The following is a 15,731-nucleotide window of genomic DNA, read 5'->3' as shown; positions in this document are numbered from 1 at the left end:
TAGGCCTCTTGGGCGGCTACTTGCGTAGCCGCTGAATGAGCGCCGTGGTCGACGGGTCATGCTGGCCCGTCGCGCCGCTTTCCAGTTCGGGCAGGATGCGGTTCGCCATCACCTTGCCCAGCTCGACGCCCCACTGGTCGAAGCTGTTGATCCCCCAGATCACGCCTTCGACGAAGGTCTTGTGCTCATAGAGGGCGATCAGGGCGCCGAAGGTGCGAGGCGTCAGGCGCTCCAGGACCACCAGGGTCGAGGGGCGATTGCCGGCGAAGGTCCGCTGCGGCGCCAGGGTGGCGATCTCGGCCTCGGAGACGCCCTTGCCCTGCAGCTCGGCGACCACATCTTCGGTCGAGCGGCCGACCATGAAGGCCTCGGCCTGGGCCAGCAGGTTGGACAGCAGCTTCTCGTGCATGCCGGCCGGGCCTTCGTCCGACTTGGCGACGCCGATCAGCTCCATGGGCGTGATGTCCGTGCCCTGGTGCATGCACTGGAAGTAGGCGTGCTGGACGTTGGTGCCTTCGTCGCCGAACACCACGGTGGCGGTGCCTCGAGCGGCGGGCTGGCCGTTCGGACCGACCGACTTGCCGTTGCTCTCCATCTCCAGCTGCTGGAGGAACGAGGCCAGGCGGCGCAGGCGGTGCGAGTACGGAACGACCGAGCGGGCGCGGCGGTCCAGGCCATTGCGGTTGAAGATCTGGGCCAAGGCGACCAGCACCGGCGCGTTCTTCTCCAGCGAGGCGGTGCGGAAGTGCTCGTCCATGGCCGCGCCGCCGTCCAGGAAGCCCTGGAAGGCGTCCCAACCGGCCGCGACGGCGACCGACAGGCTCACGGAGGACCACAGCGAATACCGACCGCCGACCCAGTCCCAGAAGCCGAACACGCGATCGTCGGGCACACCGAAGGCGGCGGTCTTGTCCAGCGCGGTCGAGATCGCGGCCAGGTGCTTGTTCGCGCCCTCCTCGCCCAGGGCCTCGACCAACCAGGCGCGGGCGGCGCCGGCATTGGCCAGGGTCTCCTGGGTCGTGAAGGTCTTGGAGACGACGATGACCAGGGTCTCTTCCGGGTCCATGTCGGCCGTGGTCAGGGCGAACTCAGCGCCGTCCACGTTCGCGATGAAACGCAGGTCGATCTGGGTCTTCACCGGGCGCAGGGCGTCCCACAGCAGGCGCGGGCCGAGGTCCGAGCCACCGATGCCGATATGCAGGATCGCCTTGAACGGCTTGCCGGTCGCGCCCTTGATCTCGCCAGAACGGACGGCGTCGGCGAAGGCCTTCATCCGCTGGCGGACGGCGTCGACATCGGCCATCACCGGCTGGCCCAGGGCCTTGAAGTCGGCGTCGGCAGGCGCCCGCAGCGCCGTGTGCAGAACCGCGCGGCCTTCGGACGAATTGATCGCCTCACCGCCGAACATCCGGGCCCGGGCGCCTTCGACGTCGGCGGCGTGGGCCAGGTCGAGCGCGGCTTCCAGGCCGGCCTCGTCCCAGGCCTGCTTGGACAGATCCAGGTGAAGGCCGGCGACGTCCAGGGTTAGGGCGTCGAGGCGGCCTGGCTCGGCATCGAAGAACTCGACAATGCGCTTTTCGCCGGCGGCCTTGGCGGCGTCTTCCAGGCGGGTCCAGGCGGTGTCGAGATCGGCCATGCGGGCATCCTCAAGTTTGGTAAATCGCTGTTTACAGAACGGGGCTTATCAAACGGCTGCCGCCACGTCATGGCAGACCAATGACGTTTTTTGCGGGAGTCCCCCATGTCCTGTGACGCCGTCGCCTTTTCCGCCATGCTCTGGATGGCTTCGTTCAATCCAGGTCGGGCTGCTGGCCCCGCCCCGGCGGTGCTGCAACAGCCGACCGTCCCGCAGTCGGTGGCCGGCGAGCCGCTGTTCCAGGACATCGTCAAGCGCGCCAACCAGCTGAAGACCCAGACCGAGGCCTATCGCAAAGCCCTGGCCGGCACGGATCCCACCGCCGCCGCCAAGCCGCTGAAGGGTTTCGACGGCTTCTCGACCAAGATCGGCGAGCTGTCGGCGCTGGACATGAAGGGCCATGTGACCCTGAAGGAGCGCGGCGCGGTCGACGACCTCAAGTGCATCCTGCGCGGCATCAGCCAGGACCTGCCCGAAAAGCTCACCGCCGTCGGCGCGGCCACGACGATCAAGGCCCAGGACCTGGCCCTGCGCGACATGGTCTATCTGCTGAACGACAATGTCGAAGTGATCACCGCGCCGCCGCAGCCGGCGGCTTAAGCGTCCTTGTACTTCACCGCGCAGCCATAGGGCGCGGCGAACGGCGTCGCGACCTTGCGGCCGGCCTTGACGTCGGACAGGGCGGCGGCGACCAGGTTCTTGGCGGTCTTCAGGTCCTCGACCTTGCTGGTCGGGGTGTCGTCGATGGCCCCCTCGTAGACGACCGCGCCGGTCTTATCGATGACGAACATGTGCGGCGTGGTCTTGGCCTTGTAGAGCGTGGCCACCTTGTTGTCGGAGTCCAGCAGCACCGCCGTCGGCTTGGCGCCCTTGCTGTCGGCCCAGGTCTTGGCGGCCGCGCCGTTCGGGAAATAGCCCTGCTTGCCGGGAGCCGACGAGGCGATGGTCAGCCACACCACGCCGTCATTGCGGGCGGCCTGCTGCAGGCCCTGCATGTTCCCGGAGTAGTGCTTCTTAACATAGGGGCAGCCCTCGTTGACCCACTCCAGCACCACGGTCTTGCCGCGAAATTCCGACAGCGAGCGAGCCTTGCCGTCGGCGTCGACGGCGGTGAAGTCGGGGGCCGGCCTGGCGTGCGCCAAGGTCGGGACGAGCGCGGTCAACGGCAGACCGGCGGCGACGAGGCGGCGAGTGATCGACATGTCGGTTCTCCAGACCAGAAAGCTCCCCCGCCGAGACCATCTCATAGATCGTCGATCTGCGAAACAGTCGCAGGACGGATCGCCGCAACCGCCGAAACTTCGCCATTCTTGCTTGATCCAAGGGAGCCAGACGCCCAGAACGTCTGCATCCTCCCCTGCCCTCCTCGATCAATGTCCCGCACCAAGACCCTCGCCGCCGTCATCGGCTCCGGCCTGCTCCTGGCGGCCTGCGCCACCGAGACGAACACCACGGTCTTCGTGCCCGTCGTCGCGCCGACGCCGCCCAGCTCGCTGACGCCGCAGCCGATCATGCTGTTCAACCAGACCAAGGACGGCCGCAAGCTGTTCACCCTGGACGCCGAGTTCCCCTATTGCGACGTCGAGACGGGCAAGGTGATCGTGGTGCCGCGCTGGTACGTCACCGACTTCGCCAGCGTGCCCTGGTACGGCCAGGGCTTCGTCGATCCGCAGGGTCCGACGGCGCGGGCGGCCATCGTCCACGACTGGCTCTACACGATCGGCGAACCGGGCAGGCGCGAAGAGGCCGACGCCATCTTCCTGCGGGCGATGATCCGCTACGGGGTGACGCCGTTCCAAGCCAACCTGGCCTATCAGGCCGTGCGGCTGGGCGGCGAGAAGGGCTATGGCCTGCCGACCGACTGGCGGTTCGTGGATCCCAAGCGCCAGAACCTCATGCAGTTCGCGCCGTTCGCCAAACCGCGCACCGGCATGGTCCGCTACCTGCCCCGGTGCCAGGGCTTCAACGCCCTGATCCAGACCGGCTGGCGCGCCTATCCGATCAAGGTCGAGACCCCGGTGATCCCGCCGCCGCTGGTCGTGACCAAGACCCCGCTGGACAAGGTCAAGGACAAGCTGCCGTTCGGCGGGGACAAGAAGAAATAGGGCTTAGGCCCCCGCCTTCTCGATCGCCTCGATCACCAGGCCTTCGGTCAGCAGCTGGGGCAGGATGACCGGCTGGCCGCCGCTCTTCGGATAGACCACGTACAGCGGCACGCCGACGCGGTTGAAGTCGGCCAGGGCCTTGGCGATGAGCGGGTCGCGATTGGTCCAGTCGGCCTTCAGATAGACGGCGTTCTGGGCCTTGAAGGCCTCTGCGACCTTGGCGCCTGACAGCGCCACCTTCTCATTGACCTGGCAGGTCACGCACCAGGCGGCGGTGAAGTCGACCAGGATCGGACGGCCGGCGGCCTGCAGCTCGGCGACCTTCTCGGGCGACCACACCTCGGCGGCGAGACCAGGGCCCGACGGCGCTTCGGCCGAGGCGGCGGCGGTCGGCGGCGCGGCGTGCAAAGCGCCGAAGGTCGCGATCGTGAAGGCCAGGCCCAGCGACACCAGAGCGACCAGGATCGAGACCACGGCCGGCTTGCCCGAGGCGCGGCGCGCTTGCGCCAGGCCGTAGAGCCAGGCCCCGAAGGCGGCCAGGACGCCGGCGGCCAGCAGGTGCGCCAGCGACAGCGGACCCGACTGCTGGGCGAACACCCAGACCAGCCACAGGGCCGCGCCGTACATCGGGAAGGCCAGGCCTTTCTTCAGCACGTCCATCCAGGCGCCGGGACGCGGCAGCAGCTTCAGGAGGCCCGGGATGAAGGCCACGGCCACGAACGGGGCGGCGAAGCCCAGGGCCAGGGCCAGGAACACCGCCAGCGAAATGACCGTCGGCTGGGTCAGGGCATAGCCCAGGGCGCCGGCCATGAACGGCGCGGTGCACGGGGCGGCCACCACCACGGCCAGGGCGCCGGTGAAGAAGGCGCCGGTCGCGCCGCCCTTGGCCGAGGCGCCGCTGCCGACGTTCTGGACCGAGGTCCCGATCTCGAAGGCGCCCGACATGTTCAGGGCGACCAGCAGCATCAGCAAGGCCAGGCCCGCGATGACCAGCGGCGACTGCAGCTGGAAGCCCCAGCCCACGGCCGCGCCGCCGGCCCGCACGGCCAGCAGCAGGCCGGCCAGGGCCAGGAAGGTCGCCACGACGCCCAACAGGAAGACCAGGCCCTGCAGGCGGGTCTTGCCGGCGTCGTGGGCGTGGCCGGCCAGGCTGGCGGCCTTCATCGACAGCACCGGGAAGACGCACGGCATCAGGTTCAGGATCAGCCCGCCCAGGAAGGCGAAGGCCAGCGCGCCGAGCAGACCGCCCGACGTCGACGCCGGCGCGGTCTCGGCCGGCGGCGCGCCCAGGCCGGCGGCGGTCGCGGGCGGTTCGCCTGCCGTGGCGGTGACCTCCCAGGCCCCGGCCTTGGTCGCGATCACGCCCTGCAGTTCGGCAGGAGGCGTGCCGCCACCGACGAAGTCGTAGCCGGGCTTCAGCGTCAGGGTCAGCCCCTCGGGGCCGCGATCGATGACCTGCTCTGCGGCGTGCTCGATGACCTTGGGCGAATAGGGGAAGAAATAGGCTCCGGCCATGTCGGCGCCCTTCAGCGGACCGCCGGTGACGGCCAGCTTCAGGCTCGCGCCGTGCAGCTTGAACACCGCCTTCAGGCCGGCGGGCTTGGGGGCCTTGGCCAGGACGTCGGCGATGACCTTGCCCCACTGGGGATCGGCGCCCGCCGCGCCGGCCACCACCGGCAGCAGCAGGGTCAGCTTGGCGTCCTCGGGCACGCAGACCTGCTCGCAGACCAGGTACTGGACGGCGGCGTTCAGGCTGATCGTCGTGCCCACCTGGGCGTTGGCCGGGGCGCTGATCGGCACTGGGATGATGACCTCGCCCTCATAGGCGTAGTCCAGCAGCGGGCCCAGCTTGGCCTTCTGCGGCGTCGGCCAGACCATGTCGCCGGCGCTCCAACCCTGCGGCAGGGTCCAGGCGATCTTGGTCGCCTCGCCGGCGTCGCCGGGATTGCGCCAATAGGTGTGCCAGCCGGGAATGATCTTCTGGCGCAGGGCGACATAGATCGTGCCGCCCGGCGCGATGCCGCTCTCCTGGGCGATCAACTCGGACTCGATGTGCCCGGAATTGACCACGGGTCCCGCGATCGCGGTTCCGGCCAGCAAGGTCGCCGCCAGCAAGGCTTGCAGGGCGAGGACGGCTCTCTTGAGGAACATGCGCGGGTCCGGGGAAGAAACGACTGCGGACGAACACATGGCCCGCTAACGGCGGCTCGACAATGGTCAAGGCGCGGCCGACAGTCGATTAGGGAATCAACCGGAGCCGCCCATGCCCGCTGCCTTCGACGACATCGAGATCGGCAAGGTCGTCAATCTGGGCTCGCGGGCCGTGGACGAGAAGGCGCTGGAAGCCTTCATCGCCGCCTTCGCGCCGGGCTGGCCGGTCGAGAACGGGGCGCCGGACGGCATGGTCTTCGCGATCTGGACCCGCCTGGACGGCGAGGCCAGCGCCGCCTGGCCGCAGACCAAGCGCCTGGGCGTCGACGCCCTGCGCTGGATGCGCAATCCCCCCGTCGGCGAGCTGCTGCGCGGCCGCATGACCGTGATGGGCAAGGACCCCGTCGGCGAAGGCAAGGGCATCGTCATCGCCCAGCACGACCTGCTGGACGAGGCCGGGCGCCTGGTCTTCTCGTGCCTGACCCGCAGCATCTTCGCGCGGTAGATCCGGACAAAGAAAAAGGCGGCGGAGCCGAAGCCCCGCCGCCCTCTCAGTCTCAGCTGACGCCGAACCTTAGTTCGCGGCGCCGGTCTGCGCTTGCAGCAGCATGGTCTTGTTGATCAGGCGATCCCAACCCAGCAGCGACACCAGGTGCGCGTAGATCTGGGCCAGGGCGCCGTTTTCCTGAAGTTCCTTCAGCTTTTCGGCCGACAGGGTGTTCAGCTTCTCTTCCGAGACGCCGAAGTACTCGGCGACGGTGACCGGCTCGCCGGCCGGAGCGCCGGTTTCGTCCTGCGGCTGGAAGATGGCCTTCTTCAGCTCGAACAGGTCGTTGTCCTTCAGGATCTGGACGAACGAGTCCGTGCGGCGGCGCTCGACTTCGAAGTCGTCGCAGAACTTGATGCAGTTCTGGGTGTATTCGGTCGGCTCGCCCTTGGCGTCGAACAGCGGGGTGTCGCCCTTGGTCGACAGCAGGTCCGAACCCACGTCGATGCAGACGATCAGGCGGTCTTGCGTGTCGTCATTGGCCAGGACGAACGGATAGCGACGGATGTAGGCCGGGATGTAGACGTTGGCTTCAACAGCGCCGTCGGCGGTGATGAACAGGTTCTCGGCTTGGTTCAGGCCCATCACGGCCAGCGGCACCTTGTCGTCGCCGGCGAAGATCACCGGGAAGGTCAGGGCGGCGGGCGCGAATTCCGAGACCGTCAGCGGAACGGCGGTGCCAGCGGCGGCGAAGCCGTACGGCTTGTCCTTGTGGACCAGGGCCAGCTTGGCGTGCTGCTCGCGGTTCAGCGGCTCCGGCGAGTTGTAGAACAGGACGTTGCCGGAGATTTCGCCGGCGGACTGGGGCGTGGTCATGAAGAGCTCTACGACAAAATTAGAAACGGACGCTCGAACGCTTCAAGACGACCGCAAAGGCTCGGCGTTCTAGCCGATCCCGCAAGGCCCGGCAATCTGGGCTGCTGTCATAGCCGGACTCTGGACCTGGGATTCATCCCCGGCGCGAGCCGTTAAGCTTGATATCCATCGTCACCGACGAATTGTCCAGGACCTGGCGAGGGGGAGGAAGGCCAGGTCCCGGACTAACGCGATCCTCCGGGGCAGCGGAGGATCGCGTGTTCTGTGTCGCCTAGAAACGCCAGGCGAAGCCGGCGCGGACCGAGCGGCCCGGCGCGGGCGCGAAGTCCTTCAGGAACGAGGTGTGCTCGCGGATGGTCTCGTTGGTCAGGTTGCGGCCGTCGACGAACAGGCGAAGGCCCGAGTCGGCCAGCGGCTTGAAGGTGACCATGGCGTTGACCTGGGTGTAGCCGTCGGTCGGCAGCTCGAAGCTGGCCGTGCGGTTCTGGCTGGCCACGCGGCGCACCTCGGTCTGGACGCTCAGGCGCGGGGCGCTCCAGATCACCCGGCCGGTCAAGGCCCACGGCGGGATGCGGGCCGGCGCGCCGAAGTCGGTCGAGCCACGCACCCAGTCATAGACGCCTTCCAGCTTCAGCGACTGCTCGCCGCCCTGCCAGGCCACGTAGCTGGCCTCGGCCTCTGCGCCGCGGAACTTGGCGTTGGTCTGGAAGTACTGGAACACCGGCAGGCTGTCCTCGACGGCGCCGGTCGGGGCCTCCTCGATGAAGCCGTCGTACCAGGCGCCCCACAGGTGGCCTTCCAGGCGCAGGCGCTCGCCGGTGTAGCGATAGGTCGCCTCCAGCGAGGTGACCTTCTCGGACTTCAGGTCCGCATCGCCGACCTCGTAGCCGCCGGTGCCCGGGTGCGGGCCATCGGCGAAAAGCTCGAACTCGGTCGGGGCGCGGCCGTTGCGCGACAGGGCCAGAGCCACGAACTGCTTGTCGGCCGGCTTGTAGAACAGGCCCAGCGACGCCGAGACGTTGTCGAACGTCTTGCTGGTGAAGTCGGTCTTCAATTCACGGGAGTCGAAGCGCAGGCCCGCATCGACGCCCCAGACGCCGCGATCCAGGCGCTGCAGGGTGAAGACGCCGTATTCCTTGATGTCGGTCGAGGGCACGAAGGCCTCGTCGCCGATGGCCGAGAAGTGGCGCTCCAGGGCCTGGAAGCCCACCGCGCCCTGCCAGCCGTCACGCTCCTTCTGGACCAGCTCCAGGCGGCCTTCGGTGCCGTCCGACAGGAAGCGGGTGCCGACCTCGCCGTCCTCCACCGAGACCTCGGCGTGCTCGTACTTGGCGTGGCCGACCGACAGCCGGACCTTGTCGAAGAGGCCAAGATCGACATTCTGCTCACCGCGGAAGTCATAACGGGTCTGCTGCAGGTGGATCGAGACCGGGCCTTCCGCGTCCGGATCGATCGGCGCCGTTATCTGCAGGTAGGGCACGCCGTAGGTCGTGTCGGTCTTCTTGATCGCCACGCCGAAGAAGCCGCTATCGTGCACGTAGCTGACGCCGGCGCCATAGGCGTCGACCTCGACGTCGGTGTTGCGGACAGTCTTGTCCGGGTCCGACGTCAGGCCGTCACGGTTGGCCAGGCGCGAAGAGACCGGAGTGGTCGGGACCTTGTAGTCGCTGCTCTCGCGGTGATCGGCGTCGATGGCGAAGACCAGCGGCCCCTTGCCGAACTTGGCCGAGCCGTTGATCGCCTTGCCGTCGTCGACGGTCGAGGCCGAGCCGGCGATGCGGCCCTCAAAGCCGTTCTCGGCTGGGCTGGACGGGACACGCTCGTCGATGATGTTGACCACCCCGCCGATGCCCGAGCCGCCATAGGCCAGGGTCGAGGGGCCACGCAGCACCTCGATGCGCGAGGCCTCGCCCGGATCGGAGGCCACGGCGTGGTCGGGCGACAGCGACGAGGCGTCGACCTGGCCGACGCCGTTCTCCAGCACCAGCACGCGCGGACCCGACAGACCACGGATCACCGGGCGGCTGGCGCCGGGACCGTAGAAGGTCGAGCGCAGGCCCGGCTGGCCGTTCAGGGTGTCGCCCAGGCCGGCGGGCGGCAGCACGTCCAGCTTGTCGCGGGTGATGACGTTGACGCTGCTGGTCACGGTGTCCAGCGACACGGCGTAAGGCGCGGCGGTGATCACCACCTTGTCGACGGCGTTGTCGGGTTCCGACGTCGCCGCGGCGGCCGGCGCATCGGCGGCGTGGGCGGAAACGGCGACGGCGAGCGCGATGAGGCTCGCGGCTGAGAAGGCGACGCGACGAAGCATGAAAGGTCTCTGGACGACTGAAAACTTGGCCGGGGGAGCGGCCGAGAAGAGTGTTATGAAATAACATATCCTCTCGTCAATCCGCTTTCGCTTGACGTGGGATTTTCCCGCCGCTCTGTGGACTCATGACCTCAGGGACGCATTTCATGACCCGTACCGTGCTGATCGCCGCCGCGTTGAGCGGCCTGGCGCTGGCCGGCTGCTCGACCGACGGCCTGCCCAATCCCTTCAAGGCTCACGCCGCCAAGCCGGCCGCCGTCGCCATGACCGCGCCCTCGGCCGGCTGGGTGAAGCCGCCGCCCGGCTACCTGCCCGCCGGCGCGATCGACGCGGCGACCATCATCGGCCCGCCGCCCGAGCCGGACAGCCCGCGCGGCAAGGCCGAGCGCGTCCAGTTCGAAGAGACCCGCAAGCTGGTCAACACCGAGACCTGGAGCCGGGCCATCGCCGACGCCGACCTCTCCGGCAAGAACGGCATGAAGAGCTTCTCTTGCGTGGCCGGCATCACCCTCAGCGCCGAGGCGACCCCGACCCTGGCCAACCTGCTGCTGCGCCTGACCGACGACGCGGCCAAGATCTACCAGCCGGCCAAGGCGGTCTATCAGCGCCCGCGCCCGCCGGTCGGCAACTCCGCGCCGATCTGCGTGCCGCGCGAAGCCTGGATCGAGACCGACGGCTCGTACCCCTCGGGCCACGGCCTGATCGGCTGGGCCTGGGCCTCGGTGATTGCCGAACTGGTTCCCGACAAGGCCAGCCCGATCCTGGCGCGTGGCAAGGCCTTCGGCGACAGCCGTATCGTCTGCGGCGTCCACTTCCAGAGCGACGTCGAGGCGGGGCGCTACCTTGGCTCGGCGCTGGTCACCCGGCTGCACGATGATCCGGCGTTCCTGGCGGATTTCGCCAAGGCCCGCGAAGAGGTGAAGGCCTCGAAGGCCAAGGGCGCGCCGGAGGGGTGCGGGGCCTAAGCCCGCGCCACGAACACCACGTGCTGGCGCAGGGGGTCATCCTGCGCCAGGCCCGGATGGTCGAAGTCTCGCGCTGGATCATAGCTCATGCCGATCCGGCGCATGACGCTCTGCGAGGCCAGGTTGGTGCGGGCCGTAAAGGCGATGATCTCGGGCAGCTTCAGGACCTCGAAGCCATGGGCCAGCGCGGCCTTGGCGGCCTCGGTGGCGTAGCCCTGGCCCCAGGCGTCGGGATGGAAACGCCAGCCGATCTCGACCGCCGGCTTCATGTTCATTTCAGGCGGGATCCACCAGACGCCGGTCATGCCGACCACGCGCATGTCGGCCTGGCGCTCGACCACCCAGAAGCCGAAGCCGTGCTGAGCCTCGTGGGCCTGGACACGGTCGACGAAGGCGTCGCTCTCAGCGCGGCTGCGCACGCCGCCCAGCCATTCGCCGACGCGGGCGTCGCCGTTCATGGCGGCGATGGCGTCCCGGTCGGCGTCGACCGCCGGGCGCAGAACCAGGCGGTCGGTACGGATCATGCGGGGCGGCCGTTGGCCAGGGCGGTGTAGAACTCCGGCCTGCGATCACGGAAAAAGCCCCAGGCGGCGCGGTGCGTCGTCAGGAAGTCCAGGTCGAAGGTCGCATTGACGATGCCCTCGTCGGCCCGGCCCAGCTCGCTGACCAGGTCGCCGCGATGGTCGGCGATGAAGCTCGAGCCATAGAAGGTCTGGCCGCCGTTCGGATAGCCGTCCCACGGCTCGAAGCCGATGCGGTTGGCGCCGACCACCGGGATGACGTTCGAGACGGCGTGGCCCTGCATGGCCCGGCGCCACGGCAGGGCGGTGTCCAGGCTGGGGTCATGCGGCTCACTGCCGATGGCGGTCGGGTAGAACAGGGCTTCCGCGCCCATCAGCGCCATGGCGCGGGCGGCTTCGGGGTACCACTGGTCCCAGCAGATGCCGACGCCCAGGCGGCCGAAACGCGTGTCCCAGACCTTGAAGCCGGTGTCGCCGGGCCGGAAGTAGTACTTCTCCTGATAGCCCGGCCCATCGGGGATGTGGCTCTTGCGATAGAGCCCCAGCAGCGCGCCGTCGGCGTCGGCCATGACCAGGCTGTTGAAGTAGTGCGGGCCTTCGCGCTCGAAGATCGAGATCGGGATCACCACGCCCAGCTCGCCGGCCAGCGGCGCGATGGCTTTCACCACCGGATGCTCGCGCCACGGATGGGCCTCGGCGAACCAGCGCTCTTCCTGGGCGACGCAGAAGTACGGCCCCTGGAACAGCTCGGACGGCAGGATGACCTGCGCGCCCTTGGCGGCGGCTTCACGGATGAAGTGCTCGGTCTTCTTGATGTTGGCCTGCAGATCCATGCCGTACGAGGTCTGGATCGCGGCGACGCTCAGGTTGCGGGCCATCAGGCGGTCTCCGGCTCTTGCTGGCTGATGCAGTGGAACGACCCGCCGCCGGTCAGGATGGCGGTCGAGGCCAAGCCGATGACCTGGCGCTCTGGGAACAGGCCCTTGATCACCTCGACGGCGAAGGCGCCCGACTCCTCGGCGTAGATCGGCACGATGACCGCCTCGTTGGCGATCAGAAAGTTCATGTGCGAGGCCGGGATCGGCTCGCCGTCCTCGTCCAGGATCTTGCCCGGCGACGGGATGCGGGCGACCTGCAGCGGCGAGCCGCGGCTGTCGGTCATGCCGGCCAGCAGGCGCGCGGTCTCGGCATAGACGTCCGCGTTCGGATCATCAGTCCCATAGGCCATCGGGCAGGCCACCACGCCCGGCGCGACGAAGCGGGCCAGGTTGTCGACGTGGCCGTCGGTGTGATCGTTCAGCAAGCCGTCGCCCAGCCACAGCACCTTCTTGGCGCCTAGGGCGTCAGCCAGGGCGGAGGTGGCCGAGGCCTCGTCCCAGCCGGCGTTGCGGTTCTCGTTCAGCAGGCACTGGCGGGTGGTCAGGATGGTGCCGTTGCCGTCGTGGTCCAGGGCTCCGCCTTCCAGGATGAAGTGATTGCGAGCCAGCGGCGCGCCCGAGGCGGCGGCGATCTGCTCGGCGACGATGTCGTCGCCCTCCAGGCTGTACTTGCCGCCCCAGCCGTTGAACTTGAATCCGGCCGCCGAGGCCGAGCCGTTGGCGTCGACAAAGATCGGGCCGGTGTCGCGCAGCCAGATGTCGCCGAACTGGCCGCGAACGATCTCGACGCTGGTGTCGCCGAGCAGGGCGCGCGCGGCGGCTTCCGCCTCGTCGCCGACGACCATCAGGCGCACGCGCTCGCCGCCCGGACCGGCCAGGGCGCGGGCGAGGTCGGCGACCTCCTGCTGGGCTTGCTCCAGGTCTTCCTGCCACAGCTCGGCGTGGCTGGGAAAACCCACCCACATGGCGCGGTGCGGAGCCCATTCGGCGGGGACGGTGACGGTCATTCGGGAACCCATTGAAGGGGGAGAAAAACGAAGGGGGCGCAGATGGCCCCTTCAGACGGCGGGGTCAAGGACCCCTACGTAGCAAACGCAGATGACAAAGAAAAAGGGCGGCCCCGGAGGACCGCCCTTCTCTTGGTCTTGGCTGTTTCCAGCGCCGGGTTCTTAGAACTCGGTGCGCAGGGTGAACTGCACGGTGCGCGGCGAGCCGATGTAGTAGCCCGGAGCGCTGGCGACCGAGCCCGTGATCGCGACCGCGTTGGTGCGCGAGCTGATCGAACCGAAGTAGGTCTCGTCGAACAGGTTGTTGACGTTCAGCTGAGCGTAGGTGCGCTTGGCGAACGGCAGGTCGTACTGCAGCGACAGGTCCCACACGGTGTAGTGCGGAGCGATTTCGTCGTTCACGTCGGTCGAGTAACGGTCACCGGTGAACTTGCCTTGCACGCCCATGTGCAGAGCGTCGGTGATGTCCCAATCGACGCGGCCACCGAAGGTGTACTTCGGGGTTTCGACGACTTGCTTGCCCTTCAGCGGCAGCAGGTTACCGGCGGCGTTGAGGCGCAGGTCTTCCTGGATCTCGCTCTTGTTGTACGAGAACGAGGCCGAGACCGTCAGGTACTCTTCCAGGGCCCAGGCGACTTGCGAGTCGAAGCCATAGGCCTTCACGGCGCCGACGTTGCGGTCGATGCTGATGCCCAGGTCCGCGTCGTACGACTGCACGATACGGTTGGCGTAGTCGGTCTTCCACAGGGCGGCGGTCGCCATGACCGTCGGGTTCGAGTAGCGGTAGCCCAGGTCGTAGGTCTTGGTCGTTTCCGGACGGGTGTCGGCCGGAGCGCCAGCGCCGTTCTTCAGGGTCGCGGTGTACAGGTTGTCGGTACGCGGCGAGGAGAAGCCCTCGGCGTAGCTGGCGTAGACGCTGCCAACGCTGCCCAGGTCGTAGCTCACGCCCGCGTTCGGCAGGACCTTGTCGTACTTCACGGTCGCGCTGAACGGCTTGATGAACTTCGTCGTCGAGGTGCCGAAGGTCACGCTGCCGTCAGCCGCGGCGGCGTTCGGGGTCTGGGTGGTGCAGTTGGCGGTGAAGCCCGTGACGATACCGGCCAGGGTCGTGGCGTTCTGCGTGTAGCAGTACTGGTTCAGCTCGCGCTTGAAGAAGGGCGCGCGGACGCCGAGGTTCACGATCAGGCGGTTGTCCATGAACTTGCCGCGGTATTCGGCGGCGGCCTGGTTCAGCTGGGCGACCGAGTAGCGGTCACGGTTGCGCAGGAAGCTGCCGTCAGCGGTCAGCACCTTGGCGCCGTGGCCGTCCTTGCCGCCGAACACGTTGGTGGTCGTGCCGTCGGCGTTCAGGGTCGTGAACTCGCCGGTCTGGCGGTGACGACCGTAGTCGCCGGTGTAGGCGACGCGGATGCGGTGGTTGTCGCTCAGGTCCCAGATCAGCGAGCTGGTGAGGGTGTAGCGGCGGGTGTTGGTGACGCTGGGCGCGAAGAACGCGACGGTGTCGGCGATGTCGCCGTCGCCGTTCAGGTCCTTGCCGGCCGCCGTGCTCGAACCGCGGACCTTGCCGTCGGTTTCCGAGATCGTGGTCAGCTGCGAGCCGCCGTCAGCCAGGGTGTACTGGAACGAGGGGTCGATCGTCAGACGGACGTTGTCGGTCAGGTGGAACAGGGCCGAACCGCGCAGGCTGCCGGTGTTCGACGGATTGACCTGACGGCCGTAGAAGTCCGAGCAGTTGCCCGGAACGGTCGGGGCACTCTCGGTGATGGTGGCGGTGGCGGGGGTGACGACCCGGTTCACGCAGGTGGCGGTGAAGTCGAGGTTCCGGCCGAAGGCGCGGAACTCGGGCAGCGTTAGCTGACGGATGTTGTTGTTGCGGTTCTCGTTGTAGTTGGCGGCCAGGCTGATGAAGTCGCCGCGGTCACCGATGTCCTGCATGATGCGGGCGTTGAACTGCTTCTTCTCGAGCGAGCCCGGGCCCTTCCACTTGTCGTACTTCTGGTACGAGCCGGCGACGAAGGCCTTGGTGCCCCACGGGCCGATCGCGCCCGAGTCCAGCACCAGGAAGGCGCGGCGATAGTTGTCTTCGCCAACCGAGACGGTGGCGATGCCGCCGAACTCGCTGGCGGGCTTGCGGGTCACGTAGTTGATCGTGCCGCCGGTGGCCGAAGCGGTCGGGCTGTCGACGTCGGTCGTGCCCAGGTTGACGCTGGCGCGGCTGATCAGCTCGGCGTCCAGCTGCTGGTTCGGGTACACGGCGTAGTTGCCGGTGTCGTTCAGCGGCACGCCGTCGAAGGTCACCGAGACGCGAGCGCCGTCGAAGCCGCGCAGGCGCAGGTTGCCGCCCGACGAGCCGTACGGGTCGTTGTTGGTGAAGCTGACGCCCGGGAGCAGGTTCAGCGATTGGAAGACGTTCTGGCCGGTCGATTGCGAGGCCAGGAAGGCAGCGTCAACCGAGGCGCGCGACTTCGGCAGCGTCTCGACGATCTGGCCGGCGACGGCGCGGGCGCCGGCGGCGGTGACGACAACGTTTTCAACTTCGTTGGCTTGCGAGCCGGTCGACTGAGCGAAGGCCGAGCCGGCGGCGACCAGGCAGCCGACCAGAGCGGTCGTCGCCAGGGCGAAATTTCTCATACGCATTTGAAGGATCCCCTCATTTATTCGACGCGCCTGCCGTCGGACCGGCATGATCAGCGTCGTTGGGGCCGTTTAGCGAAAGTTTTAGAAGGTTTGGTGACGGAAAGGCCACGGCATCCCGTAAACTGTCATAAACCTTCGTTAACGCGGAAGAATTGGT

Annotated in this window: 13 protein-coding genes; 4 read left to right on the top strand and 9 right to left on the bottom strand. The window is 68.0% G+C overall.

Annotated elements, in window-relative coordinates; translation table 11 throughout:
- Positions 1-16 precede the first annotated feature (16 nt).
- Entirely contained in the window at positions 17-1,636 is a 1,620-nt protein-coding gene (gene pgi, locus AC1RR5_RS02735) for a glucose-6-phosphate isomerase (protein ID WP_492919558.1), read from the bottom strand.
- A 105-nt stretch (positions 1,637-1,741) separates the two neighbouring features.
- Here pgi and AC1RR5_RS02730 point away from each other — a divergent pair, with 105 nt between their 5' ends.
- Positions 1,742-2,236 (top strand): hypothetical protein, encoded by a 495-nt coding sequence (locus AC1RR5_RS02730; RefSeq protein WP_492919557.1) that lies wholly within the window; start codon positions 1,742-1,744, stop codon positions 2,234-2,236.
- Here the strand turns inward: AC1RR5_RS02730 and AC1RR5_RS02725 are convergent.
- On the bottom strand, positions 2,233-2,838 hold the full coding sequence (locus tag AC1RR5_RS02725; RefSeq protein WP_492919556.1) for a thioredoxin family protein: 606 nt from the start codon (positions 2,836-2,838) through the stop codon (positions 2,233-2,235). The two genes, AC1RR5_RS02730 and AC1RR5_RS02725, sit on opposite strands and share 4 nt — an antisense overlap.
- 171 nt (positions 2,839-3,009) lie before the next feature.
- Here AC1RR5_RS02725 and AC1RR5_RS02720 point away from each other — a divergent pair, with 171 nt between their 5' ends.
- Positions 3,010-3,741 carry a DUF1353 domain-containing protein gene (locus tag AC1RR5_RS02720; protein ID WP_492919555.1) on the top strand — a complete coding sequence of 244 codons (732 nt, stop codon included), beginning with the start codon at positions 3,010-3,012 and terminating at the stop codon, positions 3,739-3,741.
- 3 nt (positions 3,742-3,744) lie between these two features.
- Here AC1RR5_RS02720 and AC1RR5_RS02715 read toward each other — a convergent pair whose 3' ends face one another.
- Positions 3,745-5,892, bottom strand: coding sequence for a protein-disulfide reductase DsbD family protein (locus AC1RR5_RS02715; RefSeq protein ID WP_492919554.1), 2,148 nt, complete (start codon positions 5,890-5,892; stop codon positions 3,745-3,747).
- A gap of 112 nt (positions 5,893-6,004) precedes the next feature.
- Here AC1RR5_RS02715 and AC1RR5_RS02710 point away from each other — a divergent pair, with 112 nt between their 5' ends.
- Positions 6,005-6,397 carry a hotdog family protein gene (locus AC1RR5_RS02710; protein WP_492919553.1) on the top strand — a complete coding sequence of 131 codons (393 nt, stop codon included), beginning with the start codon at positions 6,005-6,007 and terminating at the stop codon, positions 6,395-6,397.
- 69 nt (positions 6,398-6,466) lie between these two features.
- Here AC1RR5_RS02710 and AC1RR5_RS02705 read toward each other — a convergent pair whose 3' ends face one another.
- Together AC1RR5_RS02705 and AC1RR5_RS02700 are read right to left on the bottom strand one after the other, a co-directional pair.
- Complete coding sequence (locus tag AC1RR5_RS02705; RefSeq protein ID WP_492919552.1) at positions 6,467-7,255, bottom strand: SapC family protein; 789 nt, start codon at positions 7,253-7,255, stop codon at positions 6,467-6,469.
- 271 nt (positions 7,256-7,526) lie between these two features.
- Positions 7,527-9,566, bottom strand: a complete 2,040-nt coding sequence (locus AC1RR5_RS02700) for a TonB-dependent receptor (RefSeq protein ID WP_492919551.1) — start codon at positions 9,564-9,566, stop codon at positions 7,527-7,529.
- A 146-nt stretch (positions 9,567-9,712) separates the two neighbouring features.
- Between AC1RR5_RS02700 and AC1RR5_RS02695 the strand changes: the two genes are divergently transcribed.
- Positions 9,713-10,531 carry an acid phosphatase gene (locus AC1RR5_RS02695; RefSeq protein ID WP_492919550.1) on the top strand — a complete coding sequence of 273 codons (819 nt, stop codon included), beginning with the start codon at positions 9,713-9,715 and terminating at the stop codon, positions 10,529-10,531.
- Here AC1RR5_RS02695 and AC1RR5_RS02690 read toward each other — a convergent pair.
- From AC1RR5_RS02690 to AC1RR5_RS02675, 4 genes are all read right to left on the bottom strand, one after another.
- The gene (locus tag AC1RR5_RS02690) at positions 10,528-11,055 is read right to left on the bottom strand and encodes a GNAT family N-acetyltransferase (RefSeq protein WP_492919549.1); all 528 of its coding nucleotides are present in this window, start codon (positions 11,053-11,055) and stop codon (positions 10,528-10,530) included. The two genes, AC1RR5_RS02695 and AC1RR5_RS02690, sit on opposite strands and share 4 nt — an antisense overlap.
- Positions 11,052-11,930 (bottom strand): N-carbamoylputrescine amidase, encoded by an 879-nt coding sequence (gene aguB / locus AC1RR5_RS02685; protein WP_492919548.1) that lies wholly within the window; start codon positions 11,928-11,930, stop codon positions 11,052-11,054. The genes AC1RR5_RS02690 and aguB overlap by 4 nt, the downstream gene beginning before the upstream one ends.
- Positions 11,930-12,937: an agmatine deiminase family protein gene (locus AC1RR5_RS02680; protein ID WP_492919547.1), complete on the bottom strand. Its 1,008-nt coding sequence runs from the start codon at positions 12,935-12,937 to the stop codon at positions 11,930-11,932. Before AC1RR5_RS02680 ends, aguB begins: the two co-directional genes overlap by 1 nt.
- Before the next feature lie 162 nt (positions 12,938-13,099).
- Positions 13,100-15,574, bottom strand: coding sequence for a TonB-dependent receptor (locus AC1RR5_RS02675; protein WP_492919546.1), 2,475 nt, complete (start codon positions 15,572-15,574; stop codon positions 13,100-13,102).
- Positions 15,575-15,731 lie beyond the last annotated feature (157 nt).

It is taken from the genome of Caulobacter sp. GW821-FHT11E11 (assembly GCF_058808315.1).
The sequence above is the reverse complement of the archived record's forward strand: the minus strand, read 5'-3'. Positions and strand labels throughout refer to the sequence as shown.

Bases quoted from the DNA above. Each gene is read 5' to 3' on its own strand.
- pgi (WP_492919558.1), bottom strand. From the start codon at position 1,636: ATGGCCGATCTCGACACCGCCTGGACCCGCCTGGAAGACGCCGCCAAG.
- AC1RR5_RS02730 (WP_492919557.1), top strand. From the start codon at position 1,742: ATGTCCTGTGACGCCGTCGCCTTTTCCGCCATGCTCTGGATGGCTTCG.
- AC1RR5_RS02725 (WP_492919556.1), bottom strand. From the start codon at position 2,838: ATGTCGATCACTCGCCGCCTCGTCGCCGCCGGTCTGCCGTTGACCGCG.
- AC1RR5_RS02720 (WP_492919555.1), top strand. From the start codon at position 3,010: ATGTCCCGCACCAAGACCCTCGCCGCCGTCATCGGCTCCGGCCTGCTC.
- AC1RR5_RS02715 (WP_492919554.1), bottom strand. From the start codon at position 5,892: ATGTTCCTCAAGAGAGCCGTCCTCGCCCTGCAAGCCTTGCTGGCGGCG.
- AC1RR5_RS02710 (WP_492919553.1), top strand. From the start codon at position 6,005: ATGCCCGCTGCCTTCGACGACATCGAGATCGGCAAGGTCGTCAATCTG.
- AC1RR5_RS02705 (WP_492919552.1), bottom strand. From the start codon at position 7,255: ATGACCACGCCCCAGTCCGCCGGCGAAATCTCCGGCAACGTCCTGTTC.
- AC1RR5_RS02700 (WP_492919551.1), bottom strand. From the start codon at position 9,566: ATGCTTCGTCGCGTCGCCTTCTCAGCCGCGAGCCTCATCGCGCTCGCC.
- AC1RR5_RS02695 (WP_492919550.1), top strand. From the start codon at position 9,713: ATGACCCGTACCGTGCTGATCGCCGCCGCGTTGAGCGGCCTGGCGCTG.
- AC1RR5_RS02690 (WP_492919549.1), bottom strand. From the start codon at position 11,055: ATGATCCGTACCGACCGCCTGGTTCTGCGCCCGGCGGTCGACGCCGAC.
- aguB (WP_492919548.1), bottom strand. From the start codon at position 11,930: ATGGCCCGCAACCTGAGCGTCGCCGCGATCCAGACCTCGTACGGCATG.
- AC1RR5_RS02680 (WP_492919547.1), bottom strand. From the start codon at position 12,937: ATGACCGTCACCGTCCCCGCCGAATGGGCTCCGCACCGCGCCATGTGG.
- AC1RR5_RS02675 (WP_492919546.1), bottom strand. From the start codon at position 15,574: ATGCGTATGAGAAATTTCGCCCTGGCGACGACCGCTCTGGTCGGCTGC.